This window comes from Thalassospira sp. MCCC 1A02898 (genome assembly GCF_001618185.1).
GTDB lineage: Bacteria > Pseudomonadota > Alphaproteobacteria > Rhodospirillales > Thalassospiraceae > Thalassospira > Thalassospira tepidiphila.
The window spans coordinates 766561-790139 of record NZ_LPXK01000001.1; the positions used below are offsets into that span (position 1 = coordinate 766561).

A 23579-nucleotide genomic window follows, 5' to 3' on the forward strand; every position below is an offset into this window, starting at 1 on the left:
TCGGGGTCTTAAAGGTGAGTGAAAAGCCTTCAGGCATTCAGCCTTCTGGGCGGGAACGTCATTTCAAACCGGACGAGTTGATCGTCAGCAAGACGGATCTCAAAGGGCATATTACCTACGCCAATGAGGTGTTTTTGCGCCTTTCTGATTATTCGGAAGGTGAGGTTTTGGGGAAGCCGCATGCGCTGATCCGACATCCGGATATGCCGCGCAGCGTTTTCAAGCTTATGTGGGACCGGATTTCATCCGGTCACGAGATTTTTGCCTATGTCGTGAATATGGCCAGCAACGGGGATCATTATTGGGTCTATGCCCACGTGACGCCGTCCTTTGACGCCAATCACAAGGTGATTGGATATCATTCCAATCGCCGGGTGCCCGATCCAAAGGTTTTGAGCGAAACGATCATTCCTCTCTATGCGGAGCTTCGCAAAATCGAGGAAAGCCTGCCCAACCGCAAGGATGGCATGAAAGCCGCATCCGAGGCCTTGTCACAGAAGCTTTCTGATATGGGCATGTCGTACGACGAGTTTATTCAAAGTCTCTAGAGGATCGCAAAGCGGTTCCCGGAAACACAAGGTTTGAGGTTCTAATGTCGCTGTTTGGTAGTTCAAAATCAGGTATCAAAAAGGCACTGGACGTGGTCCTGGCCGCAGCCGATGGTGATTACGAAGCCCGTATTACCAATGTCGACAGTCATCCTGACATGCGCGAACTGTTTATTGCGATCAACCGGCTGATTGACCGCAATGATGCGTTTCTGCGCGAAAGTGCGGCATCCATGGGGGCGGTTTCCGAAAACCGTTATTACCGACGCATTGTCGAAACCGGGCTGGTCGGGGATTACCTTTCTTCGGCCCAGCGGATTAATGCGGCCAGTGCCTCGATTGAACAGAAACTTTCCGGCTTTGCTGAAATTCTTGGTGAATTCAAAAGCGGTTCCTTTGCCGCGGTTGATGACATTGCCAATGCCGCATCCGCCCTTTCCGAGGCATCCGGCGACGCCAATTCCATCGCCCATGAAACCAGTTCACGTTCAACCAACGTTGCCGCGGCAGCCCGCCAGACGGCGGCCAATGTCAGCGAACTCTCGGCCGCATCCGAAGAGCTGAACGAGGCGATCCGCAATGTGTCCGAACAGGCACGTGAATCGGTGGAAATTGCCAATCGCGCCAACGGCCTTGCCCAGGAAACTGATGGTCGTATCGGACAGCTGGAAGCGGCTGCGGGCGAGATCGTTGAAGTGGTCAGCTTTATTCGCGACATCGCGGCTCAGACCAACTTGCTTGCGCTGAATGCGACGATCGAGGCTGCGCGCGCCGGTGAAGCCGGCAAAGGCTTTGCCGTGGTTGCCAACGAGGTCAAGGGACTTGCCAACCAGACCAGCAAGGCGACCGAAAGCATCGAGGAAAAGGTTCAGGACATTCAGACCGCGATTGAGCAGTCGGTTGGCTCGATCCGCGAGATCGCAGGTGTGATCGATGATCTGGCGGCACGTTCGGATACGATTTCGGGCAATGTCGAAACGCAGGCGAACCTTTCGACCAACATCACGCGCAATGTCGAACAGGCATCAAGTGGCGCACAGGAAGTCACCGACAATATCACCGTGGTCTCCGATATGGCCGGGCGTACCGGGGAGGCGGCCGACACCACGCGTGACATGGCCAGCCGTCTTGCCGATCAGTCGGAAAGCTTGCGCAATCAGTTGGGTGTGTTCCTCGATACCATCGAAAAGCTGCTTTATACCGCCAAGAAATAGCCGCTTTCTGCGTGCAACAGGATGCGTCGGGCGTCATGATGGTACCCGGTCAGGATTTTCAGTCAGGAGAGCGGTGCCATGCGGGTTTTCTTCAATTCGCGCCACGATGCCCATGACGGGGCAGGCGAAATGCATCACGGACGCATGGTGCCATGTTTCGAGAATGCCCGGCGTATTCCGATCATTCGTGATGCCGTAGCGCACGCGATCAAGGCGCAGCTGGTCGATCCGACCGATCACGGTATCGGCCCGATCCGCGCGATCCATGAGCCGGACTATATTGATTTTCTGGAAAACGCCTGGAGTGAATGGACCAAGGCGGGGAAAAGTGGTGACGCCTTTCCCTATGTCTGGCCGACGGGCGGTTTTTCCGGTGGCAAGCCCGAACATATCAGCGCGCGCCTTGGTCAGTACGCCATCTCATCTGATACACCGATCACCCAAGGGACCTGGAAGGCAGCCTATTGGGGCGCGCAGACCGTCATATCGGCAGCCGAAGCAACCTGGAGCGAAGGCGAAGCATCCTTTGCCCTGACCCGCCCGCCGGGGCATCATGCCCATGCCAACCGATATGGTGGATATTGTTTCTTGAATAATGCCGCCATCGCAGCCCAGCACATGATTTCCAAGGGGGCGAAAAAGGTCGCCATTCTTGATATCGACTACCACCACGGCAACGGTGCGCAGGATATTTTCTATGAACGTGGCGACGTTCTGACGATTTCAATCCATGCCGATCCAACCCATCAGTTCCCGTTCTTCATGGGCTATGCCAATGAAACCGGGCGCAATGACGGGCAGGGTGCCAACCTGAATATCCCGCTGCCGGGTGGCAGTGATTTCGCGGGCTGGGGGGCTGGCTTTGCCAAGGCGATGCAGAAACTTCTGACCTGGCAGGCCGATGCGCTGGTGGTGGCCCTTGGTGTTGATGCCCATGAAGCCGAACCGATTTGCGACTTCAAACTCCAGACCGATGATTTCAACCGGATCGGGCAGATGATCGGGCGAATGGGGCTTAAAACCATGTTCACCATGGAAGGCGGTTATGCCCATGATGTGATTGGGCAAAACGTTGCTGCGGTTCTGAGCGGGTATCTGGCGCTTGCCAAAAACTAGACCGGCCTAAATCGAATGCTAAAAAAACGCCCCGGCATCTGTTCGGGGCGTTTTTGTTTAGCGTTCTATTTCTTTAACGTTCCCAGGGCGGTGTACCGCCAAATTCCGCCACCAGAAAATCGACAAAGGCGCGGACGCGCGTCGGCAGATAACGGTTTTCCGGATAGAGTGTATAGACCGCATGCGACGGTGGCTGGTAATCAGGCAGGACGCGTTGAAGGCGTCCGTCACGCAGATATTCGTCGACTTCCCAGTTCGATTTCAGCGAAATGCCATGCCCATCAAGGCACCAGCGGGTCAGGACTTCGCTGTTATCGGAATCCATCGAACCGGCGACGGCGAGCGTGACCGGTGGTTCATCATTCGGCCCTTGCAGGGTCCATTGATATTGCTGCGATCCGGGGAAGCGCAGCAGCAGGCAATTGTGGTTCAAAAGGTCGGCGGGCACCTTGGGTGCGCCGTTCTTTTTGAGATAATCCGGGCTTGTGACCAGCATGCGTTTGTTGGTGGCCAGCTTGCGGACAATCAGCGAGCTTTCCTTAAGCTCGGCAATGCGAATGGCAAGATCGACCTTGTCTTGCAACAGATCCAGCAACCGATCGGACAGATGCAGGCGGATTTGCACATCCGGGTTCTGTTCAACGAATTTCGGAATGATCGGCGCGACAAACTTGTTGCCGAATGCCACCGGGCAGGTCAGCGTGACCGGGCCGCGGGTGGTGTTTTTCTGATTGGCGATGGCGTTCTCGGCTTCCTGCATTTCTGAAAGAATGCGCAGGCAGTGACGGTAATAGACATCCCCCTCGGTCGTCAGGTTGACCCGGCGCGTTGTGCGGTTCAGCAAACGCACCCCAAGCCGTTCTTCAAGGCGGGCAATCCGGTTTGACACCACAGCCGCCGAATGGCGCAATTCACGCCCGGCAGCAGAAAGGTTGCCAAGTTCGGCAACACGGACAAAAATCTGGATGTCCTCAAAGTCGGACATGGCGCGGGAAGCTCCTGATGTCTGAGGGCTGTTTCTTGATTTCTGGTAGGCGCTTTAAATCATTATATGTGCAGATTAGCGGCCACACTCTGCCATTTTAAAGATTATTTTGAAAGTCATTTCGATTATGCTCAACCCCTAAATAATAGAGGCGGTCGGGGGACTGTGTTACAGATCGACTGAATTAAACCCGGGCAAAATGCTGCCATCAGAGCCATTCATGCGTCCCGGGGCATCATCAAGGCAGGGCTGCCAGCGCGCCGGAAACCGCGCACAGGCGAGACGGAGGTTTCAAGCACCGTGGATATTCTGTTTCAGGACTGGATCAATCTGATCCTGCGCTGGGCGCATTTGATTACGGGCATCGCCTGGATCGGGTCTTCGTTCTATTTCGTCTGGCTTGACCTGAGTTTGCGCAAGCGTCCGGACATGGATGAAGGTGTCTATGGCGAAGCCTGGATGGTTCATGGTGGCGGGTTCTATCATGTGAACAAATGGATGGTAGCCCCCAGTTCCATGCCGCCCGAACTGCACTGGTTCAAATACGAGGCCTATTTCACCTGGATTACCGGCTTTGCGCTTTTGGTCACCATGTATTACTGGAGTGCCGAGAGCTATCTGATTGATCCGCGCGTCTTGGCGCTGACCAAGATGGATGCGATCCTGATTGGGCTTGGCAGCCTGTTTGCCGGGTGGGTGATCTATGACATCATCTGCAAAAGTGCGATTGGCAAACGCACCGATACGCTGGCGGTCGCGCTGTTCATCCTGATCATGGCGGCGAGTTATCTGTTTACCCATGTGTTCAGCGGGCGCGGTGCGTTTATCCATGTCGGTGCGATGATTGGTACGATCATGGCCGCCAACGTGTTTCGCATCATCATTCCCAACCAGAAAAAGGTCGTGGCCAGCCTGATGGCCGGGGAAAAGCCCGATCCGAAACTGGGTCTTCAGGCCAAACAGCGTTCAACGCATAACAACTACCTGACGCTTCCGGTCTTGCTGATGATGATCAGCAACCACTATTCGATGCTGTTTTCCCATGACCAGTCCTGGCTGATTGTCGGTCTGATCCTGATCATCGGTGGGTTGGTGCGCCACTTTTTTAACACGCGCAATGCTGGCGGCACCGGCAAGGCGATTGCATGGCAGCTTCCGTCGGCTGCGGTGGGGATGGCGATCCTTGCGATGTTTGCATCCTATGATCCGAATGCGGTCAAGCGTGTCGATGAAGACGTGATTACCGCCAACCATGCCTTGGCCATCGTTCAGACCCGTTGTTCGACCTGCCATTCGGCCAACCCGAGTGATGAGGGCTTTGACGAAGCCCCGGCAGGCGTGATGTTTGATAATCTGGCCCAGATCGAAGCCAATGCGCAACGTGTTCTGGCACAGGCGGTTATTGGCCGGGCCATGCCACTTGGCAATATGACGGAAATGACCGACGAGGAACGCGCGCAGCTTGGCCAGTGGATTCGGGCAGGCATGCCGGAATAGGCAGACAGGAACGAGATCAAAAGGAAAGAGCGGTCGTAATGTACAACCGCTCTTTTGCGTTGACGGATTGCTTTAAGGTCGGCGGGGATGGGGGATTACTTCCAACCTAAACGTCAGCGCGATAGTTCATCGGTACCCAGTCATACATCGTGGCATCTTCGCGCACATGACCAAATCCCGGGAAGGCGACGTGGCAGCCGGCGACCAGGTATTTTTCCTGTACCGCTTCGGCAAAGGCCGCTTCGCGTGATTTGATTGCCATGTCGGTGTCGCCGTCAAAGGCGATGGCAATATTCGGATCGTCAAACTGCACGACATCGCCATGGGTAATGTCGCCCCAGTAAACGAACTTCTCGCCCTTGCTTTCGATCCAAAGCGCGCTGTGGCCCGGCGTGTGTCCGGGGCGGAAAGTGGTGTTGACCATGCCTTCGATGGCAGGGGCATCGGGTGCGTATTTGGCAAGCTTGCCGCTATCGATATAGGGGGTCAGGGCCACAACCGCCTGATCAAAGAACGCCTTGGCGTCTTCGGGTGCGGTCGCCTTGTTTTCAGCACTGAGCCAGAACGCGGCGTCTGCCTCTGGAACATGCACGGTGGCATTGGCAAAGACCTTGTTGCCAGCCAGTGTCAGGCCACCGGTATGGTCGGGATGAATGTGGGTAATCACAACATCATCGACCTGATCAGGGTGGTAGCCCGAGGCAATCATATTGGCCGGAAGTTTGCCAAGTGCCGGACCCATCAGATCGCTGGTGCCCGCATCGAGCAATACAAGACGATCCCCGAAATTCAGCAAATAGGCATTGACCGAAAGATAGGTTGGGGTTCCCTGAAACGCATTGGCAAGGGCCAGGCGTGCCTGTTCGGGCGTGGTGTTGACATAAAGATCGGCGATGGGGAACTGGGCTGCACCATCCGAAAGGGCGGTGACTTCGACATCGCCGACCATGACCCGGTAATAGCCCGGTGCCTGTGTGCCAACCATTGGTGCCTTTGCCTTTGCGGCAAGTGGCACAAAGACGGTGCTGCCAATCGCGCCAATGGCACCGGCGGCAAGCGTGCTTTTGAGCAAATCACGACGTGATAGCATTTTCTTTTCCCTCAGATCATGCCGGTGTGAACCGGCGGGTTGTAAGCTGATGGGGAAAGGCTATAGTGCGATCAGTCAGTAATCAAATCGATACCAGTCATGGATAATATTGATCATTTCAATTTACGGTCATTTGACCTCAACCTGATGATTGCGTTTGACGCCATGATGCAGGAAATGAGCGTGACCAAGGCGGCCGAGAAACTGCGCATCGGGCAGTCGGCAATGAGCCACAATCTCAATACCTTGCGCATGTTGCTGGCCGATGATCTGTTTGTACGTGTCGGTCAGAAAATGCAGCCGACAGCAAAAGCCCGTGCGCTGGCCGGGCCGGTGCGCACCGCCCTTTCGCAGGCACAGAACGCCCTTCATGCGACGGATTCTTTTGATCCGCAGACCGCCAAGCGTGTTTTCCGGTTGGGCGTGACCGGTGAAATGGACATGATTTTGCTGCCGGTTCTGATGCAGCATTTGCAGCAGCAGGCACCGGGTATCAAGATTTTGAGCCGTACCATCACGTCTGAAACGGTTGATGGAATGATCAATGGCGGCGAGATCGATCTTGCGATTGGCTGCAAAAGCCAACTCAACACAGGCCATTTCGGCGAGGTTCTGTTCAACTCGGAAGTCGCCTGTTGTTTTAATCCCGATATTGTCGATTTGCCGCTGCCGATGTCGCGTGCGCAATATCTGGCATCGCGGCATGCGGTTCTGTCCCAGACCGAGAATGTCGCCGGGTGTGTTGGCGTCGCGCTTCAGGGGATGGGCATCGAACTTGATGTTGTCCTGGCGGCACCTGATTTCATGCCGCTTCTGGCAGCGGCCCGAAACAGTGCCGTGATTGCCACTGTGCCGTGTCGCATTGCCAACCAGTATGCGCCGTTATTCGGGTTGTCTTATTGCCCGATGCCGATTGATGTGGCGTTCCCGCCGGTGACGATGAACTGGGCTGTTTGGACAGACAAGGATGTCGGCCTGATCTGGCTGCGTGATCAAATCCGCATAGTAATTAACGCGATCGCGCCGGACCGTGAATTACAGGCGGCCGAGTAATCCCGGACAAATACAGCCAGAAATCAAAACGCCCCGCCGGTCTCCCGACGGGGCGGGAAGCGGGCCGACACAGGGCAGATTGTGGTGCAATAAGCTCAGCGCAGGCGAAACTTCCGCGCTCGAGATAGGCTGTGAAAACCCCGACGTCAACATGATCAAAAATTAATCAAAATGTAATCAATGATTGAAAAATAGTCATTCAAAACACGGCTTACGCAAATATTTTCCCCGAAATAGCTGTAAAATGGTTTCTTATTGCGTGAGAATCCCTCGATTCGCGATTTTATTCGATATGGCCTCTGAGTCTGGCACGGTTTTAGCAAGTGCAACGGCGGTGCAATAAAAACTCAGTGGAGGCTATAAATGAATAAGAAGCTTCAGGCGCTCATTGGCGCCGGGGCCATGGCAGTGTCTGCAATGGCAATGTCAGCCGCACAAGCAGCAGAAACCATCAAAGTTGGTGTGCTGCACTCTCTTTCCGGGACGATGGCGATTTCCGAAACCACGCTGAAGGACACTGTTCTGATGCTGGTTGATGACCTGAACAAGAACGGTGGTCTGCTTGGCAAACAAGTCGAAGCCGTTGTTGTTGACCCGGCTTCTGACTGGCCGCTGTTTGCTGAAAAAGCGCGCGAACTGATCGAACAGGAACAGGTTGCTGTTGTCTTCGGTTGCTGGACCTCGGTTTCGCGTAAATCGGTTCTGCCGGTCTTTGAAGAACTCAACAGCATGCTGTTCTATCCGGTTCAGTACGAAGGTGAGGAAAGCTCGCGCAACGTGTTCTATACCGGTGCAGCTCCGAACCAGCAGGCCATTCCGGCTGTTGATTACCTGATGAGCGAAGATGGCGGCTCTGCCGAGCGTATCGTTCTTCTGGGTACCGACTATGTTTATCCGCGTACCACCAACAAGATCCTGCGTTCTTACCTGAACGGCAAGGGTATCTCCGATGAAGACATCATGGAGAACTACACCCCGTTCGGTCATTCTGACTGGCAGTCGATCGTTGCTGACGTGAAAGCATTCGCATCTGCTGGCAAGAAAACCGCCGTGGTTTCGACCATTAACGGTGACGCGAACGTTCCGTTCTACAAGGAACTCGCAAACCAGGGCATCAAAGCCGAAGACATCCCGGTTGTTGCTTTCTCGGTTGGTGAAGAAGAACTGGCTGGTATCGATACAGCACCGCTGGTTGGTCACCTTGCTGCCTGGAACTACTTCCAGTCCGTTGAGTCCGATGCCAACACGGCCTTCATCGAAAAATGGCACGCCTTCATCGGTGATGAGTCGCGCGTAACCAACGATCCGATGGAAGCAACCTATATCGGTTTTAACATGTGGAAACAGGCTGTCGAGCAGGCTGGCACCACCGATGTCGATGCGGTTCGTCAGGCAATGTATGGCCAGGAAGTTGCAAACCTGACCGGCGGTACCGCTGTGATGAACACCAACCACCACCTGTCCAAGCCGGTTCTGATCGGCGAAGTGCAGGATGATGGCCAGTTTGACATCGTTTGGGAAACCGAAGGCACCGTCGTTGGCGATGCATGGTCGGACTTCCTGCCGGAAAGCGCAAAGCTGACCGCCGACTGGACCTATCCGTGGGTCTGCGGCAACTGTGAAAAACCGATGTACTAATTGGTTTCGGATGGGCCGGTCGTGGCAACGCGACCGGCCTGTTCATTTTCAACGCAATCAGCACCTGCCGGCTGTCCGCGTTTTCTTTATCCAATTTTCCATATTGAATTCAAAGGTTTGGTGATCATGCGCAATGACATGTTTTCAGTGCTGCGCCGTTCTCCGTTCTCATTGGCCAAAACGCGTGACGTCGCCCTTCGACTGGGTGCCTTGATCGCGTGTCTGGCCCTGCTTGTGATCGCAACACCGAATAGTGCACAGGCATTTAGCGACGAAGAACTGCGAAACATCGCCGAACAGTTAAATGATAAAAGTGCGACCAAGAAGGTCGCGGTGATCGAGGAAATGGCAGCGGACGGTGATCCACGTGTCGCCCCGATCCTTAAGGCCATGCTTGATGGTGACCTTTATGTCCGTGACAGCGACGAACATGTCGTCATCGCCACCAAAAAGGGCAAAGTCTTTACCCATATCGACATCGTCAGCGGCGAAGAAGTCGGTGAAAGTTCTTCCAAGGAACTCTCCAAGATCAAGATCAACAACCGCCTGCGGGGTGCGCTGCGCGATGCGTTGGCGACGCTGAACCTGTTCAGCCCGGATCTCAATATCCGAAGCGCTGCGGTCGAGCAGATCATGGATGCCCGTGATCCGGCGATGTTGCCATTGCTTCTGCGCGCGATTGATCGCGAAGAGGATGAAACGCTTCTGGCACGCATGGAACTGGCGCAGGCCACCATGGCGCTGGCAGCCGGTGAAACTACCGAAGAACGCCTAAGTGCGATTGATGTCCTGGCCAGCGAAACCACGCCGCAAATCCGTGCGGTGCTGTCGCAATTTGTCGCCAGTGCCGAGGCAGAAGGTTACGAGCCCGAAGTGGTTGCTGCCGCCGAGGATGCGCTTGAATCCGTCGAGGGTCGCCTGTCGACCTGGCAGACGATCGGGGATGTTTATCGCGGTATCAGTCTGGGATCGGTTTTGTTGCTGGCGGCGGTTGGTCTTGCCATCACCTTTGGCGTGATGGGCGTGATTAATATGGCGCATGGTGAAATGATCATGATCGGCGCCTATACCACCTTTATGGTGCAGCAGGCGCTTGGGTCCATTCTGCCATCCGGGTCGGCATGGTCATTGGTGATTTCAGTGCCAGCCGCCTTCCTGGTCGCGGGGGCCGTCGGGGTTGTGATCGAACGATCCGTGATCCGCTTCCTCTATGGTCGGCCGCTTGAAACGCTGCTGGCGACGTGGGGTGTCAGCCTTGTCTTGCAGCAGGCGATCCGAACGATTTTCGGGGCGACCAACCAGCAGGTCACCGCACCTGATTTTATGAGTGGCGCAATTGAATTTTCGACCGGTCTGGTGCTCACCTATAACCGGCTGTGGATCATTTTGTTTAGCATCATCGTGGTTGCTGGTATTGCCGCCGTGCTGCGTTACACCGCGTTTGGTTTGCAGATGCGCGCCGTTACCCAGAACCGGCGCATGGCCGGATCGGTTGGTATTCGCACCGGTTATGTCGATGCGCTGACCTTTGGCCTGGGGTCGGGGATTGCAGGCATCGCCGGTGTGGCACTTAGCCAGATTTCAAATGTCAGCCCGAACCTTGGTCAGACTTACATTATCGACAGTTTCATGGTCGTCGTGTTTGGCGGGGTCGGGAACCTTTGGGGCACGGTGCTGGGGGCGTTTAGCCTTGGCATTGTGAACAAGTTCCTTGAGCCGATGGCAGGTGCGGTTCTGGCCAAGATCTTTGTCCTGATTGCACTGATCCTGTTTATCCAGAAACGACCCAAGGGGCTGTTTGCCCTTAAAGGTCGCGCGGTGGAGGCCTGATCCATGACCGATTATCGTCAAAAGTATCAAATGACACCGGTTATTGGCTGGCTGTTGAAAGACCGCGGCGGGATGATCCTTTGGGGTATCCTGATCGCGGCCGCCATTCTGGTGCCGGCAAGTAACCTTTTGCTGCCCGAAAGTTCCGCCTTCCATGTGCCGACCTGGATGGTCAGCCTGCTGGGTAAATATCTTTGCTATGCGCTGCTGGCACTCAGTGTCGACCTGATCTGGGGTTTCTGCGGGATTTTGTCGCTGGGTCACGGGGCGTTCTTTGCGCTCGGCGGGTATGCCATGGGCATGTATCTGATGCGTCAGATCGGTGATCGTGGCGTTTATGGTGATCCGATCCTGCCGGACTTCATGGTCTTCCTGAACTGGCAGGAATTGCCATGGTACTGGTATGGCTTTGACATGTTCTGGTTCGCCATTGTCATGGCGATGTTTGTGCCGGGGCTTCTGGCCTTTGTGTTTGGCTTCCTTGCCTTCCGCTCACGTGTGACGGGTGTGTATCTTTCGATCATCACGCAGGCCATGACCTATGCGCTTTTGCTGGCCTTCTTCCGCAACGATATGGGCTTTGGCGGCAATAATGGCCTGACCGATTTCAAGGATTTGCTAGGCTATTCGTTGCAATCGGATGGCACAAGGGCAGGCTTGTTTGTCGCGTCCTGTGTGTTTCTTGGCATTTGCTATACGGTGGCGCGCGGCATTACCCAGTCGCGTCTGGGCAAGGTGTTGATTGCCATTCGCGATGCCGAAAGCCGCGTGCGTTTCACCGGCTACCGGGTTGAATATTACAAGCTGTTCGTCTTTACCGTTTCGGCCGTCATGGCGGGCATCGCTGGCGCACTTTATGTGCCACAGGTCGGTATCATCAATCCGGGCGAATTTGCCCCGGCCCTTTCGATTGAAATCGTCATCTGGGTCGCGGTTGGCGGGCGTGGCACGCTTTATGGGGCGGTGTTGGGCGCGTTTATCGTCAACTATGCCAAGACCTTCTTTACCGGGGCGATGCCGGACTTCTGGCTGTTCTTCCTGGGTGGGTTGTTCATTGCGGTGACCCTGTTCCTGCCGAAAGGTGTGATCGGGGCGGTGCCAGCATTCGGATCGGCAGATCGGCAATCATTGTTCACGACCTGGCGTAAACGACGCGCAAATGAAGGAGGCAAGGCATGAGCGAAGCAGCCGCCATTCAAAAGAATGCCTCGGACGAGGAACAGGTCAAATCCGCGCGGTCGGAAACCATCCTTTATGTCGACGGCGTGTCGGTGACCTTTGACGGGTTCCGCGCACTCAACAACCTGTCCTTCTATGTCGAGCCGGGCGAACTTCGCGCCATCATCGGCCCGAACGGGGCGGGCAAGACAACCATGATGGATATCATCACCGGCAAAACCCGACCTGATACCGGTGATGTCCTGTTTAAAAGCGAGATTGATCTGACCAAGCTGGACGAGGCCGAGATTGCCAATCTGGGCATCGGCCGCAAGTTCCAGAAGCCGACAGTGTTTGAAAGCCATACGGTGTTCGACAACCTGCTTTTGGCGTGTTCGGGCGGGCGCGGCGTGTTTCAGGCGCTGTTCCATCGACTAAGTGATGCGGAAAAGATCAAGATCGAAAAGACGCTGGTCACCATCATGCTGGAAGACAAGCGTGATGAGATGGCCGCCAATCTTTCGCACGGGCAAAAGCAGTGGCTGGAAATCGGCATGCTTTTGATGCAGGAACCCGAACTTCTTCTGGTCGATGAGCCAGTTGCCGGGATGACCGATTCCGAGACCGAGGAAACGGCGAAACTTTTACGGTCGATTTCCAAGGAATACTCGGTCGTGGTGGTTGAGCATGACATGGAATTCGTCCGCGACCTTGATTGCAAGGTGACTGTTCTGCACGAAGGATCGGTTCTGGCCGAAGGGCGCCTTGATCACGTGCAGAAAGACCCGCGGGTCATTGAAGTCTATCTGGGGCGCTAGGGGGAAACTGTCATGCTTGATGTCAGCAATATTGATCTGTTCTATGGCGCGTCCCATGCGTTGCGCAAGGTGTCGCTGAGTGCTGAAACCGGCAAGGTAACCGCGGTTTTGGGCCGTAACGGGGTTGGCAAAACGTCGTTGATGCGGGCCGTGGTTGGCCAGCACCCGATAACGGAAGGCAACATCAAATGGGAAGGCAAGGATATCTCGCGCGATCCGTCATATCGTCGCTCGGCCAATGGGATCGCGATTGTCCCGCAGGGGCGGGAGATCTTCCCGCTTTTGACGGTGAAGGAAAATCTTGAGACCGGCTTTGCCGCCTTGCCACGTGCCCTGCGCCATATCCCTGACGAGATTTTCGAATTGTTCCCGGTGCTGCGCGACATGCTGGGCCGTCGCGGTGGGGATCTTTCTGGTGGGCAGCAACAGCAGTTGGCCATCGGGCGCGCACTTGTCACCCGACCACGGTTGCTGGTGCTTGATGAACCGACCGAGGGCATTCAGCCATCGATCATCAAGGACATTCAGCGTGTCATCAAACAGCTGGCCGACCGCGGTGATATGGCGATCCTGCTGGTCGAGCAGTACTTTGAATTCGCGCATGAACTGGCCGACGAGATTGTCGTGCTTGAGCGTGGCGAGGTTGTTTTGTCAGGTGCCAAAGAGACGCTCGACCGTGAAAAAGTCCGTGCCTATCTGACTGTTTGATCGGCATTTGCCAAAATTTTGCGCAAACGGTGTGCCGCCAATCGGGCCAAATGCCGCCAAACTCCTTGTATCGGCAGGGTGTTGGCGGTTGGCCCGCATCTTGCTGTGAGGACCCTTGGTATTAAGGTCCCGTCAGTGGGCCGCATTAATCAGGTGACTTTGTGCAGCTTCGCAAACTTGAACCGACAACATCCGCAATTCCGAATGCGGAGATGGAAACGCCAGTAACGCCCGCGCGCATCATTACCGATGGCCGGGCTGAGGTGACGTTTCGTCAGGGCACAGGTGCAGCACATCAGGGCGGGCATGCAGCCCTTGATCATCTTTATTACCGTGACCCGATGAAAATCCTGTTCCCGCGCCCGGTTGCGGGGGATTTGTCGACGGCTGTTTTGGTGACCACATCGGGCGGCATGGTTGGCGGCGATAAGCTGGCCTTTGCCGGCAAGGTGGAGGCGGGCGCATCCGCCCTGTTTACCGCGCAGGCGGCAGAAAAGATTTACCGGTCGGTCGGACCGGATTGCGAGATGTCGGTTGATCTGGATGTCGCCGATGGTGGCTGGCTTGAGTGGTTGCCCCATGAAAGCATCCTGTTTGATCAGGCCCGGCTGAAACGCAAAACCACCGTGCGTGCATCGGGAAGCGGCATGGTCATGGCCGGCGAGATGATGGTGTTTGGCCGTCTTGCCCGGGGCGAGGTGTTTACCACGGGGCTCGCGCGCGATGCGTGGGATGTTTCGATTGATGGTCGGCCAATCTGGCGCGATGCGCTGCATCTCGAAGGCGATGTGTTGCGCATGCTTGATCACGAAGCGGCCTTTGATGGTGCGCGGGCCAATGCGACGGCCATTCTGGTCGGGCATGGCGCGGAAGAACAGCTTGAAGCCGCGCGGGATTGTCTGGCGCAGGCATCTGAGGGGCTTGAGCCGCGCGATGTGTTGTGTGCCGCGACCGCGATGAAGGGAATTGTGATTGCCCGTTTCATGGCGCGCGATCCGATGAAATTGCGCCGGGTGTATGGCGCGTGGTGGAAAACATTCCGCCATCAAACAAGGGGGCTTCCCGCACGCTTGCCGCGTTTGTGGGAGATTTAATAAATGAAGCCAAGGAGTAGGCAGGCATGAATCTGACGCCACGCGAAAAGGACAAACTGCTGGTTTCGGTTGCCGCCATGGTGGCGCGCAATCGCCTTGCACGAGGGGTGAAGCTTAATTACCCCGAAGCGATCGCGATCATCACCGACTATGTCGTTGAAGGCGCGCGCGATGGCAAATCTGTTGCCGATCTGATGCGCGACGGGGCGACCGTGATCACGCGCGATCAGGTGATGGATGGTATTGCCGAAATGATCCACGAAATTCAGGTCGAAGCGACCTTCCCCGACGGGACGAAGCTTGTGACCGTTCACGAACCAATCCGTTAAGGAAAGAGGAGCGCGTTATGATTCCAGGTGAAATCATTACCAAGGAAGGCAGCCTCATCCTGAACGAGGGGCGCGAAACCAAAACCATCACCGTTGCGAATACCGGGGACCGTCCGGTGCAGGTGGGGTCGCACTATCATTTCTATGAAACCAATCCGGGCCTTGATTTTGACCGTGAAGCTGCCCGTGGCTTCCGCCTTGATATCCCGGCCGGAACCGCTGTTCGTTTCGAGCCGGGCCAGTCGCGTGAAGTCAATCTGGTGAAATATGCCGGAACCGGCACGGTCTATGGCTTTAACGCCAAAATCAACGGCAAGCTTTAAGCGGGGGGATGGAATAAATGGCTTATGAAATTGATCGTCCGTCCTATGCGGCCATGTTTGGCCCGACCGTCGGTGACAAGGTGCGACTGGCCGATACCGACCTGATCATCGAGGTCGAAAAAGACTTCACCACCCTTGGCGAGGAAGTCAAATTCGGCGGTGGCAAGGTGATCCGTGATGGCATGGGCCAGTCACAGGCAACGCGTGCTGATGGTGCGGTCGATACCGTGGTCACCAATGCGCTGATCCTTGATTACACCGGCATCATCAAGGCAGATATAGGCATTCGTGATGGCCGTATTGCCGGGATCGGCAAGGCCGGCAACCCGGATGTGCAGCCCGGTGTCGATATCATCATCGGTCCGGGCACCGAGATTATTGCCGGTGAAGGCAACATCATCACCGCTGGCGGTATTGATGCACATATTCACTGGATCTGCCCGCAGCAGGTTGAAGACGCGCTTTATTCCGGTGTGACCAGCATGCTGGGTGGCGGTACCGGCCCGGCGGCGGGCACGAATGCCACCACCTGTACGCCAGGCCCGTGGCATATTGCCCGGATGCTGCAGGCGGCCGACGGCATTCCGATGAATATCGGTTTCTTTGGCAAGGGTAACGCGACCCTGCCCGGATCGCTGATCGAACAGGTCAAGGCAGGCGCGTGCGGCCTGAAGCTTCATGAAGACTGGGGCACCACCCCGGCTGCGATTGATACCTGCCTGTCCGTTGCCGACGACCTTGATGTGCAGGTCATGATCCATACCGATACATTGAATGAAAGCGGCTTTGTCGAGCACACCCGTGCATCATTCAAGGGCCGAACCATTCACACCTTCCACACCGAAGGTGCCGGTGGTGGCCATGCGCCAGACATCATCAAGCTGTGCGGCGAAGCCAACGTATTGCCGAGTTCGACCAATCCGACCCGTCCGTTTACGGTCAATACGATTGACGAGCATCTGGACATGCTGATGGTCTGCCATCACCTTGATCCGAAGATCCCCGAAGATGTCGCCTTTGCCGAAAGCCGTATCCGCCGTGAAACCATCGCGGCCGAGGATATCCTGCATGATCTCGGCGCGTTTTCGATCATCTCGTCAGACAGTCAGGCGATGGGGCGTGTTGGTGAAGTCATCACGCGCACATGGCAGACGGCCGACAAGATGAAAAAGCAGCGCGGTGCATTGCCCGAGGATTCAGGCAAGGGAAATGATAACTTCCGTGCCAAGCGCTACGTTGCGAAATACACCATCAACCCGGCGATTGCGCAGGGGATTGGCGCGCATGTCGGTTCCATCGAAGTTGGCAAGATTGCCGACCTTGTGGTTTGGAAACCGATGTTCTTTGGCACCAAGCCCGACATGGTGATCAAGGCCGGCATGATTGCCGCTGCTGCCATGGGCGATCCGAACGCATCGATCCCGACCCCGCAGCCGGTCCATTACCGTCCGATGTTTGGTGCGTATGGCAATGCGCTTGCGAAATCGAGCTTCTCGTTTGTCTCGCAGGCCGGCATTGATGCGGGTATTGCCGCCGAATTCGGCCTGTCGAAGGAACTTCTGGCGGTGTCGAACACGCGTAATATCGGCAAGAAGGACATGAAGCTGAACGATGCGTTGCCGGCAATGGAAGTTGATCCGGAAACCTATCAGGTGACCGCAGATGGCGAACTTCTGACCTGTCAGCCGGTTGATGTTGTGCCAATGGCACAGCGTTACTTCCTGTTCTGATCGGTGGTAGCGAACTCCATGCGTCACGCCATTGAACATATTCCGGTTGATCGTGCCGACACGTCCGAAGTGCGCGGCACGGTGACCCTGGCCTTTTCCGACCGGCATCGCCGCCGCATTCGTTTGCATGATGATGCGGGAGAGCCGTTCCTGCTTGACCTGCCGCATGCGGTGCGTCTGGCGGATGGTGATCGGTTACGCCTTGTCGATGGCGGGGTGATTGTCGTCCGCGCGGCCGAGGAGCCGGTTCTGACGATCACGGCGGCCGGTCCGATTGCGACCGCCAAGCTGGCTTGGCATATCGGCAACCGTCACACTCCGGTTCAGGTTTTGAATGACGGGCGTCTGCGCATCATTGATGACCATGTGATGCGCGACATGATCACGGGCCTTGGCGGTGTGGTGGAAAACGAAATCGCACCGTTTGATCCGCTGAATGGCGCCTATCACGGGCTTGGCGGCGCGCATGGTCACAGCCATGGCAACGATCATTTCGACCATGACGATCATGAACATGATCACAAGCACAGCCGTCACCACGGGCATTCCCATGACCACGGATGATCTGACCCTTAACCCGGCCGGCCTGATGCGGTTGATGACGTGGCTAAGCCCCTCATTCCCGGTTGGCGCCTATACCTATTCGCATGGCGTGGAATATGCCGTCGAAGATGGCAGGGTGACGTCGGCTGATAGCCTGATCAACTGGGTTGAAGGGGTTCTGGAATTCGGGGCCGGGCGGATTGATGCGGTGTTGTTTTGTGCCGCATGGCGGGCGGCGCGTGCCGGTGATGAAGCGGCCCTGTTTGACATCGGGGTCGAGGCCGATTGTTGGCGTGGCACGTCCGAGATGGCGTTGGAGGCAACAGCGCAGGGCCGTGCCTTTGTCTCGACCATGCAAAAGGTCTGGGGTGATGGGATGATCACTCGTTGGGCCGATGCCATGCGTGAAGATGATCGCTTGCCATCCTATCCGGTGGCGGTGGGCATTGCCGCAGCCCAATCCGATGTGCCGCTGCGTGATGCGCTGACAGCTTATTTGCATGCGATGGCGGCAAATCTTGTGTCCAGTGCGGTGCGTCTGGTGCCGCTGGGGCAGACCGATGGTGTCAGATCACTGTCGTCGCTTGATGGTGCAGTATCGGTTGCTGTTGATCACGCCATGCAGGCTGAACTTTCCGATCTTGGTGCCGCGGCACCGATGGTCGACTGGACGTCGATGAAACACGAAACCCAATATACGAGGCTATTTAGATCATGAGCTCTCCCCTTCGTATCGGAATTGGTGGCCCGGTTGGTTCGGGCAAGACCGCCCTTTTGGAACGCCTGTGCAAGGCGATGCGCGACGAGTTCAACATCGCTGCCATCACAAACGATATCTACACCCGCGAAGACGCCGAATTCATGACCCGTTCGGGCGCGCTGGCGGCTGACCGCATTGCCGGTGTAGAAACCGGTGGCTGCCCGCATACGGCCATTCGCGAAGATGCCTCGATCAATCTGGCGGCTGTCGAAGATATGGCCGCCAAGCATGCCGGGCTTGAGGCGATCTTTATTGAATCGGGCGGCGACAACCTGTCGGCCACCTTCTCGCCAGAGCTGGCCGACATAACGATTTACGTCATCGACGTTTCGGCAGGCGATAAAATCCCGCGCAAGGGTGGCCCGGGCATTACCCGTTCTGACCTTCTGGTGATCAACAAGACCGATCTGGCACCGCTGGTGGGGGCTGATCTGGGCGTGATGGATCGCGATGCCAAGAAAATGCGTGGAGATCGTCCGTTCCTGTTCACCAATCTCAAGGCGATGGATGGCCTTGAAGACGTGAAAAACTTTATCATCGAGACAGGGGGGCTCCGCCAATCCGCAGCATCCTGATATGGGGATATAAGGATAGCTGCACGGGCTTTGCCCGCTACACTGAGAGCGGCACTGACCCAAGGATGACGGGAGCACGCACCGCCCGGCTGGCAACAGCCGGGCGTTTGTGTTTTGAGGCTCAAAATCAAATACGCAACTTTTTAGTTGCATAATTGAAGATCTTCTGGCAGATTAAATGCAACCAGGAGGTTGCGTTATGTCAAATACCATTGAGAAGTCGATTGAAATCAAAGCGTCCCGTTCCCGCGTGTGGAAGGCCCTGACCGATTCAAAGGAATTCGGCATCTGGTTCGGGATCAATATCGAAGGCCCGTTTGCGGTTGGTGAAGTTTCCAAGGGCATGTTCACCATTGATGGTTTCACCCATGTGCCGTGGAATTCAACGATCAAGGCGATGGAGGAACCAGCCTACTTCGCGTATACATGGCACCCCTATGCGGTTGACCCCGAAGTCGATTACAGTGGGGAACCGGAAACCCTTGTCGAATTCTGGCTTGAAGAAACGTCCGGCACGACATCGGTAAAGGTGCGCGAAACCGGATTTGATAATCTACCACCCCATCGCATTGCTGATGCGTTGCGGGCCAATACAAACGGCTGGGGCTTCCAGCTTGAAAACATCAAGAAACATGTCGAAAGCTGAAAATAATTCGGACAATGGCAAACATGACAAGGATTTTTCCGTCATGTTTGCCGCTTTGGGTGATCCCACACGGTTGGCCATCTTTGATCGTCTGGCCGATGGCAAGCCGCGCTCGATCTCGGTGTTGTCTGATGATGCCGATATGACCCGGCAGGCCGTGACCAAGCATCTGCGCGTGCTTGAGGCGGCAGGGCTTGTGCAGAACCATCGGGTCGGGCGCGAAAGCCAGTATGCCTTTTGCCCGGAACAACTGGCCGAGGCGCGCGCCTATCTTGATCAGGTGGCGGGACGCTGGGAATCTGCCCTGATGCGGCTTAAAACCTTTGTCGAAGATGGTGAGCTTTGATGCTCAGTTTGGCCAAGGCAGTTTAAATTTTGCAGTGAAGTTCTCAGGCTGCTTTCGGTTGTCGGTGACGAAGCCTAGATTTTTCAGTCTGATCTCTATGGCTTGGCTCGAGGTGTCGAAGAACTGTGACGTTCTTTCTAGTAGCAGGTAATAGTTGGACAAGTTTTGGGGCTGGTTATCGACGAAGATGTAACCGTGTCCTCTATCTCGAATATCAAGTTCGGTTCTAAGTTTGCGTATTTTATTGGCTAAATTGATTTTAGGCAGGAGTAATTGCGAGGCAAACATGTTTGCTTGATGCTCCATACGGTTAATCAAGCTTCCTGTTGTTTCCTGCTCATCTACCACTAGGTCTTGGTGGACAGTTGTTTCGGACCTGAGAAATTTGTCGTGGTTTAAGTAAAAATGGCCAATTTCGTGAGCTAAAGTGAAGCGTTCACGTTGGCGGTTTCCGTGCGCATAAATTACAATTTGCTTATTGGGGAAATCTGCTCTCCCGAGAAGTTCGTCTTCATCTTGATTGACATTAGCTTCAGTGAGCTGAACCAGGTCAATTGAGAGTTCTGCGCATATTTGAGCTAAATCTACCGGGCCGTCATGGTAATTAACTAACGACAAAAGCTTGTTCGTTGAGCTCTCTATGTCATCGGTGCTCAAGAATGGAAATTGAGCTTTTGATAGTATTTGAATTTCGGATTTGTCGAGCTTTTCGCCCACGGCTTCGGTGAGTAAGTGTCGGCAGTTGTCAAAGTACTTTCCGGAATAAGTTGCTGCAAATTTGAGTGATCGAACACGATTGGTTGAGCCAAATAGTGCAGCTTTTGCATGCTTGGATTTTAGGCTGTCTTTAAAACGACGTTCAGCAAGATACTCGAGCCCATTCGGATCATATTTAATGATGCCGAGTTTCCGGTTGCGCGCTATCTTCTCCGCGCCGCTCTGTAGTCTAGAGGTTATGACAATGAAGCCTTTTGTGTCGTGTCTGCCAATCTCGGACAATTTATCCGAAAACTCTCTAATTTTATCTGCAGGAACGCCGCCGCTGTAGTTCTTGCACTCAAAAATTATCGTACTTTGCGGATCTAAGTTTTCCTCTCGCCTGACTTCAATTGAGACATCGAATTCGATGTCTCCCCCGCGTTCTTTGGAATAGTATTTGGGCTTCCATCGAACGGTGCAACGGTCGGGTGGGATAGTTCCAATTAGGTATTCACCAGCTTTTTGCTGATTTCGCAAAAAGTCATAAATTGGCTTCTCAAGTTCGTTACCAATTTGAACTGTATCCAACTTCACGCGCTCCCATAAGGCATACATCTAAGTTGATACTTATTTGTCTATCATGGATTGCTGATGGATGTCAGTAAGTCGCGATAAGGTTGTTTGTTTGAGTTTTGCTCTTTGAGCAGAAGAAGTGATTGAAGCGTTTGATATTGTGCGTTCTTTAGATAGTACTTCTACAATATAGCCGAATTGCCGATATCATTTTGCTTGGCGTCGATGATATTTGCGGTTATCCCATATCGCGTTGAGCCGGTCGGGCGGACCGGTTAACGAAAGGCAGTCCTGCGCAAGGGGTTGATTGTGGGGCTGTCTTATAACGGGAATGGGAAACCGTTACATGAAGACCAAAGATATTGTCTATGTCGCCCTGTTTGCAGCCCTGACCGCCGTTCTTGGGCTGTTTCCGCCAATCACCCTTCCAGTCACCGGTGTGCCGGTCACAGCACAGTCACTTGGTCCGATGTTGGCCGGGGCCATTTTGGGTGCCCGTCGTGGTGGGCTTTCGATTGTTCTGTTCCTTGTTCTGGTTGCTGTTGGCTTGCCGCTTTTGTCCGGTGGGCGCGGTGGCTTTGGCGTGATGATCGGGGTAACCGGCGGGTTCATGTTTGGCTGGGCCATTTCGGCCTTTGTCATCGGGCTTCTGATCGAGAAGTTCTGGAACCGTCTGAATATTTTCAATGCCGCACTGTCCATCGCCTTTGGCGGGATTGTCGTCCTGTATGCCATTGGTAATGCCTGGGTCGCCGTCGTGGCCGAGATCAGCTATTGGCAGGCAACCGTCGGGGCGGCTCCGTTCCTGATCGGGGATGCCATCAAGGTTGCGATTGCGACCGCGGCGTGCCTTGCAGTCCGGCGCGCCTATCCCTTGATTTCCAAGGCGGGCTAACGTCTTATGGGCGCAAGTGATGTACTTGCGCCCGTTTTGAGCCTGTTTTTAAGCCCGTACCAATTTCCCTGATAACGCCGGACGTCCTTCCATGATCCGAATTGAAAATGTCTCTGTGCAGTTTGAACAGCGACGTGCGCTTGCTGATATTGACCTGACGCTTGGCGAAAAGCGGATCGGGATTGTCGGCGCGAACGGGTCGGGCAAAAGCACCTTTGTCCGGTTGCTGAATGGCCTGCAAACCGCGACATCGGGGCGGGTTGTGGTCGATGATTTTGATGCGGCGAAGGATGGCCGAAAGCTTAGACGTCATGTCGGGTTTGTGTTTCAGAACCCGGACAATCAGATCGTCTATCCGGTGGTCGAGGAAGACATTGCCTTTGGCCTGAAGCCTTTGAAACTTTCCAAGGAAGAGGTCAACCGCCGGATTGATGACGTGCTTTCGCGCTATGACCTTCAGGATTTCAAAACCCATCCCAGTCATTTGCTAAGCGGCGGGCAAAAGCAATTGCTGGCCATCTCGGGCGTGCTGGTGATGGAACCGCGCTATATCGTGTTTGATGAGCCAACCACGCTTTTGGACCTGCGCAATCGCAACCGGGTGCAGCGCGCGATTGCCGAGCTGGATCAAACGGTGATTACGGTTTCGCATGATCTTGACCTGATTGCCGATTACGACCGGGTTCTGGCGTTCGAGGATGGCCGTGTGGTGCTTGATGGCCCGCCCTCTGAGGTTCTTCCAAAATATCGGGAGATGATGGCGTGATCGCGGGGCTTTATATCCATGGGCAATCTGCCCTGCACCGGGCCGCGGCCGGGGCCAAGATCCTTGCCATGGTCGCCCTTGGTACGGGCGTGTTCCTGATCCCCGATTGGTCGGTGGTGGCGTTTGTTCTGGCGACTGTTTTGTTGTTGTATCCCGCATCCGGCTTTGGTCCGCGCATTATGTGGGCGCAGATCAAGTCGATTCTTTGGCTGCTGGTGATCTTTTTTGCCGTTCAGCTTTGGCTGAATGACTGGCAGGCGGGGTTGCTGGTCGTCACCCGGATTGCGGCAATCGTGATGTTCGCATCGCTTGTGACCCTGACCACCAAAACATCGGATCTTCTGGCATCGCTGGAACGCGCCATGCAGCCCTTGCGCCCGATTGGCGTAAACCCGGAAAAGGTCAGTCTGGCGATTTCGATGGTGCTGCGCTTTATCCCGGTGATCTCCACCGTGGCATCTGAAATCCGCGATGCCCAGCGCGCACGCGGCCTTGATCGATCCATCGTTGCGATGGTGGTGCCACTTATCATCCGCACGCTCAAAATGGCCGATGATGTCGCCGACGCGATAGATGCGCGCAGCTTTGACTAGGCTTCATCGCTGGGTTTTCAGATTTCCCCGAAAAGAAAAGCCCCGACACGCC

At 55.2% G+C, this 23579-nt stretch carries 25 protein-coding genes; 22 read left to right on the top strand and 3 right to left on the bottom strand.

The annotated features are described in order from the left end of the window. Nucleotides 1-14 precede the first annotated feature (14 nt). From AUQ41_RS03525 to AUQ41_RS03535, 3 genes are all read left to right on the top strand, one after another. Nucleotides 15-548 carry a PAS domain-containing protein gene (locus tag AUQ41_RS03525; protein WP_063086758.1) on the top strand — a complete coding sequence of 178 codons (534 nt, stop codon included), beginning with the start codon at nt 15-17 and terminating at the stop codon, nt 546-548. Between the two features lie 44 nt (nt 549-592). Then, on the top strand, nt 593-1762 hold the full coding sequence (locus AUQ41_RS03530) for a methyl-accepting chemotaxis protein (protein ID WP_063086759.1): 1170 nt from the start codon (nt 593-595) through the stop codon (nt 1760-1762). 78 nt (nt 1763-1840) lie between these two features. After that, the gene (locus tag AUQ41_RS03535) at nt 1841-2878 is read left to right on the top strand and encodes a histone deacetylase family protein (RefSeq protein ID WP_063086760.1); all 1038 of its coding nucleotides are present in this window, start codon (nt 1841-1843) and stop codon (nt 2876-2878) included. A gap of 73 nt (nt 2879-2951) precedes the next feature. On the opposite strand, the gene AUQ41_RS03540 is transcribed toward AUQ41_RS03535, so the two are convergent. Beyond that, a complete protein-coding gene (locus AUQ41_RS03540) occupies nt 2952-3863 on the bottom strand; it encodes a LysR family transcriptional regulator (protein ID WP_063086761.1) in 912 nt (303 codons plus the stop codon). 300 nt (nt 3864-4163) lie between these two features. Between AUQ41_RS03540 and AUQ41_RS03545 the strand changes: the two genes are divergently transcribed. Then, on the top strand, nt 4164-5360 hold the full coding sequence (locus AUQ41_RS03545; protein WP_063086762.1) for a urate hydroxylase PuuD: 1197 nt from the start codon (nt 4164-4166) through the stop codon (nt 5358-5360). Between the two features lie 106 nt (nt 5361-5466). On the opposite strand, the gene AUQ41_RS03550 is transcribed toward AUQ41_RS03545, so the two are convergent. Then, entirely contained in the window at nt 5467-6450 is a 984-nt protein-coding gene (locus AUQ41_RS03550) for an MBL fold metallo-hydrolase (RefSeq protein WP_063086763.1), read from the bottom strand. A gap of 99 nt (nt 6451-6549) precedes the next feature. On the opposite strand from AUQ41_RS03550, the gene AUQ41_RS03555 reads away from it, so the two are divergent. The 15 genes from AUQ41_RS03555 to AUQ41_RS03625 all read left to right on the top strand — a co-directional run bounded on the left by AUQ41_RS03555 (nt 6550) and on the right by AUQ41_RS03625 (nt 20001). Then, on the top strand, nt 6550-7503 hold the full coding sequence (locus tag AUQ41_RS03555) for a LysR family transcriptional regulator (protein ID WP_063086764.1): 954 nt from the start codon (nt 6550-6552) through the stop codon (nt 7501-7503). 363 nt (nt 7504-7866) lie between these two features. Continuing rightward, complete coding sequence (gene urtA, locus AUQ41_RS03560; RefSeq protein ID WP_008888426.1) at nt 7867-9141, top strand: urea ABC transporter substrate-binding protein; 1275 nt, start codon at nt 7867-7869, stop codon at nt 9139-9141. 126 nt (nt 9142-9267) lie between these two features. Then, the gene (gene urtB / locus AUQ41_RS03565; protein WP_232308300.1) at nt 9268-10971 is read left to right on the top strand and encodes an urea ABC transporter permease subunit UrtB; all 1704 of its coding nucleotides are present in this window, start codon (nt 9268-9270) and stop codon (nt 10969-10971) included. Nucleotides 10972-10974: 3 nt separating this feature from the next. Continuing rightward, complete coding sequence (gene urtC / locus AUQ41_RS03570; protein ID WP_063086765.1) at nt 10975-12150, top strand: urea ABC transporter permease subunit UrtC; 1176 nt, start codon at nt 10975-10977, stop codon at nt 12148-12150. Next, nucleotides 12147-12947 carry an urea ABC transporter ATP-binding protein UrtD gene (urtD, locus tag AUQ41_RS03575; RefSeq protein ID WP_063086766.1) on the top strand — a complete coding sequence of 267 codons (801 nt, stop codon included), beginning with the start codon at nt 12147-12149 and terminating at the stop codon, nt 12945-12947. Before urtC ends, urtD begins: the two co-directional genes overlap by 4 nt. A 12-nt stretch (nt 12948-12959) precedes the next feature. Next, complete coding sequence (gene urtE / locus AUQ41_RS03580) at nt 12960-13655, top strand: urea ABC transporter ATP-binding subunit UrtE (RefSeq protein WP_008888422.1); 696 nt, start codon at nt 12960-12962, stop codon at nt 13653-13655. A 161-nt stretch (nt 13656-13816) separates the two neighbouring features. After that, nucleotides 13817-14749, top strand: a complete 933-nt coding sequence (locus tag AUQ41_RS03585) for an urease accessory protein UreD (RefSeq protein WP_063086767.1) — start codon at nt 13817-13819, stop codon at nt 14747-14749. A 26-nt stretch (nt 14750-14775) separates the two neighbouring features. Further along, nucleotides 14776-15078, top strand: coding sequence for an urease subunit gamma (locus AUQ41_RS03590; RefSeq protein ID WP_044829632.1), 303 nt, complete (start codon nt 14776-14778; stop codon nt 15076-15078). Between the two features lie 17 nt (nt 15079-15095). Continuing rightward, on the top strand, nt 15096-15401 hold the full coding sequence (locus tag AUQ41_RS03595) for an urease subunit beta (RefSeq protein ID WP_008888419.1): 306 nt from the start codon (nt 15096-15098) through the stop codon (nt 15399-15401). Nucleotides 15402-15418: 17 nt separating this feature from the next. Beyond that, the gene (ureC, locus tag AUQ41_RS03600; protein ID WP_063086768.1) at nt 15419-17131 is read left to right on the top strand and encodes an urease subunit alpha; all 1713 of its coding nucleotides are present in this window, start codon (nt 15419-15421) and stop codon (nt 17129-17131) included. Nucleotides 17132-17149: 18 nt separating this feature from the next. Continuing rightward, nucleotides 17150-17695, top strand: coding sequence for an urease accessory protein UreE (locus AUQ41_RS03605; protein WP_063086769.1), 546 nt, complete (start codon nt 17150-17152; stop codon nt 17693-17695). Then, the gene (locus tag AUQ41_RS03610; RefSeq protein WP_369813531.1) at nt 17610-18392 is read left to right on the top strand and encodes an urease accessory protein UreF; all 783 of its coding nucleotides are present in this window, start codon (nt 17610-17612) and stop codon (nt 18390-18392) included. The genes AUQ41_RS03605 and AUQ41_RS03610 overlap by 86 nt, the downstream gene beginning before the upstream one ends. Continuing rightward, on the top strand, nt 18389-19009 hold the full coding sequence (gene ureG, locus AUQ41_RS03615; RefSeq protein ID WP_008888415.1) for an urease accessory protein UreG: 621 nt from the start codon (nt 18389-18391) through the stop codon (nt 19007-19009). The genes AUQ41_RS03610 and ureG overlap by 4 nt, the downstream gene beginning before the upstream one ends. Nucleotides 19010-19208: 199 nt before the next feature. Then, a complete protein-coding gene (locus AUQ41_RS03620) occupies nt 19209-19655 on the top strand; it encodes an SRPBCC family protein (protein ID WP_063086771.1) in 447 nt (148 codons plus the stop codon). Then, a complete protein-coding gene (locus AUQ41_RS03625) occupies nt 19642-20001 on the top strand; it encodes a helix-turn-helix transcriptional regulator (RefSeq protein WP_063086772.1) in 360 nt (119 codons plus the stop codon). The genes AUQ41_RS03620 and AUQ41_RS03625 overlap by 14 nt, the downstream gene beginning before the upstream one ends. A gap of 3 nt (nt 20002-20004) precedes the next feature. Here the strand turns inward: AUQ41_RS03625 and AUQ41_RS03630 are convergent, their stop codons facing one another. Continuing rightward, nucleotides 20005-21288, bottom strand: a complete 1284-nt coding sequence (locus AUQ41_RS03630) for an ImmA/IrrE family metallo-endopeptidase (RefSeq protein WP_168173386.1) — start codon at nt 21286-21288, stop codon at nt 20005-20007. A 331-nt stretch (nt 21289-21619) separates the two neighbouring features. Between AUQ41_RS03630 and AUQ41_RS03635 the strand changes: the two genes are divergently transcribed. The 3 genes from AUQ41_RS03635 to AUQ41_RS03645 all read left to right on the top strand — a co-directional run bounded on the left by AUQ41_RS03635 (nt 21620) and on the right by AUQ41_RS03645 (nt 23527). Further along, nucleotides 21620-22168 (top strand): biotin transporter BioY, encoded by a 549-nt coding sequence (locus AUQ41_RS03635; protein ID WP_063086774.1) that lies wholly within the window; start codon nt 21620-21622, stop codon nt 22166-22168. A 91-nt stretch (nt 22169-22259) separates the two neighbouring features. Continuing rightward, on the top strand, nt 22260-22934 hold the full coding sequence (locus AUQ41_RS03640; protein WP_063086775.1) for an energy-coupling factor ABC transporter ATP-binding protein: 675 nt from the start codon (nt 22260-22262) through the stop codon (nt 22932-22934). Then, on the top strand, nt 22931-23527 hold the full coding sequence (locus AUQ41_RS03645; protein WP_063086776.1) for an energy-coupling factor transporter transmembrane protein EcfT: 597 nt from the start codon (nt 22931-22933) through the stop codon (nt 23525-23527). Before AUQ41_RS03640 ends, AUQ41_RS03645 begins: the two co-directional genes overlap by 4 nt. Nucleotides 23528-23579 lie beyond the last annotated feature (52 nt).

Bases quoted from the DNA above. Each gene is read 5' to 3' on its own strand.
- urtA (WP_008888426.1), top strand. From the start codon at position 7,867: ATGAATAAGAAGCTTCAGGCGCTCATTGGCGCCGGGGCCATGGCAGTG.
- urtD (WP_063086766.1), top strand. From the start codon at position 12,147: ATGAGCGAAGCAGCCGCCATTCAAAAGAATGCCTCGGACGAGGAACAG.
- AUQ41_RS03595 (WP_008888419.1), top strand. From the start codon at position 15,096: ATGATTCCAGGTGAAATCATTACCAAGGAAGGCAGCCTCATCCTGAAC.
- AUQ41_RS03530 (WP_063086759.1), top strand. From the start codon at position 593: ATGTCGCTGTTTGGTAGTTCAAAATCAGGTATCAAAAAGGCACTGGAC.
- AUQ41_RS03535 (WP_063086760.1), top strand. From the start codon at position 1,841: ATGCGGGTTTTCTTCAATTCGCGCCACGATGCCCATGACGGGGCAGGC.
- AUQ41_RS03610 (WP_369813531.1), top strand. From the start codon at position 17,610: ATGGCAACGATCATTTCGACCATGACGATCATGAACATGATCACAAGC.
- AUQ41_RS03540 (WP_063086761.1), bottom strand. From the start codon at position 3,863: ATGTCCGACTTTGAGGACATCCAGATTTTTGTCCGTGTTGCCGAACTT.
- AUQ41_RS03590 (WP_044829632.1), top strand. From the start codon at position 14,776: ATGAATCTGACGCCACGCGAAAAGGACAAACTGCTGGTTTCGGTTGCC.
- urtB (WP_232308300.1), top strand. From the start codon at position 9,268: ATGCGCAATGACATGTTTTCAGTGCTGCGCCGTTCTCCGTTCTCATTG.
- AUQ41_RS03625 (WP_063086772.1), top strand. From the start codon at position 19,642: ATGTCGAAAGCTGAAAATAATTCGGACAATGGCAAACATGACAAGGAT.
- AUQ41_RS03620 (WP_063086771.1), top strand. From the start codon at position 19,209: ATGTCAAATACCATTGAGAAGTCGATTGAAATCAAAGCGTCCCGTTCC.
- AUQ41_RS03635 (WP_063086774.1), top strand. From the start codon at position 21,620: ATGAAGACCAAAGATATTGTCTATGTCGCCCTGTTTGCAGCCCTGACC.
- urtE (WP_008888422.1), top strand. From the start codon at position 12,960: ATGCTTGATGTCAGCAATATTGATCTGTTCTATGGCGCGTCCCATGCG.
- AUQ41_RS03640 (WP_063086775.1), top strand. From the start codon at position 22,260: ATGATCCGAATTGAAAATGTCTCTGTGCAGTTTGAACAGCGACGTGCG.
- AUQ41_RS03550 (WP_063086763.1), bottom strand. From the start codon at position 6,450: ATGCTATCACGTCGTGATTTGCTCAAAAGCACGCTTGCCGCCGGTGCC.
- ureG (WP_008888415.1), top strand. From the start codon at position 18,389: ATGAGCTCTCCCCTTCGTATCGGAATTGGTGGCCCGGTTGGTTCGGGC.
- AUQ41_RS03605 (WP_063086769.1), top strand. From the start codon at position 17,150: ATGCGTCACGCCATTGAACATATTCCGGTTGATCGTGCCGACACGTCC.
- urtC (WP_063086765.1), top strand. From the start codon at position 10,975: ATGACCGATTATCGTCAAAAGTATCAAATGACACCGGTTATTGGCTGG.
- ureC (WP_063086768.1), top strand. From the start codon at position 15,419: ATGGCTTATGAAATTGATCGTCCGTCCTATGCGGCCATGTTTGGCCCG.
- AUQ41_RS03555 (WP_063086764.1), top strand. From the start codon at position 6,550: ATGGATAATATTGATCATTTCAATTTACGGTCATTTGACCTCAACCTG.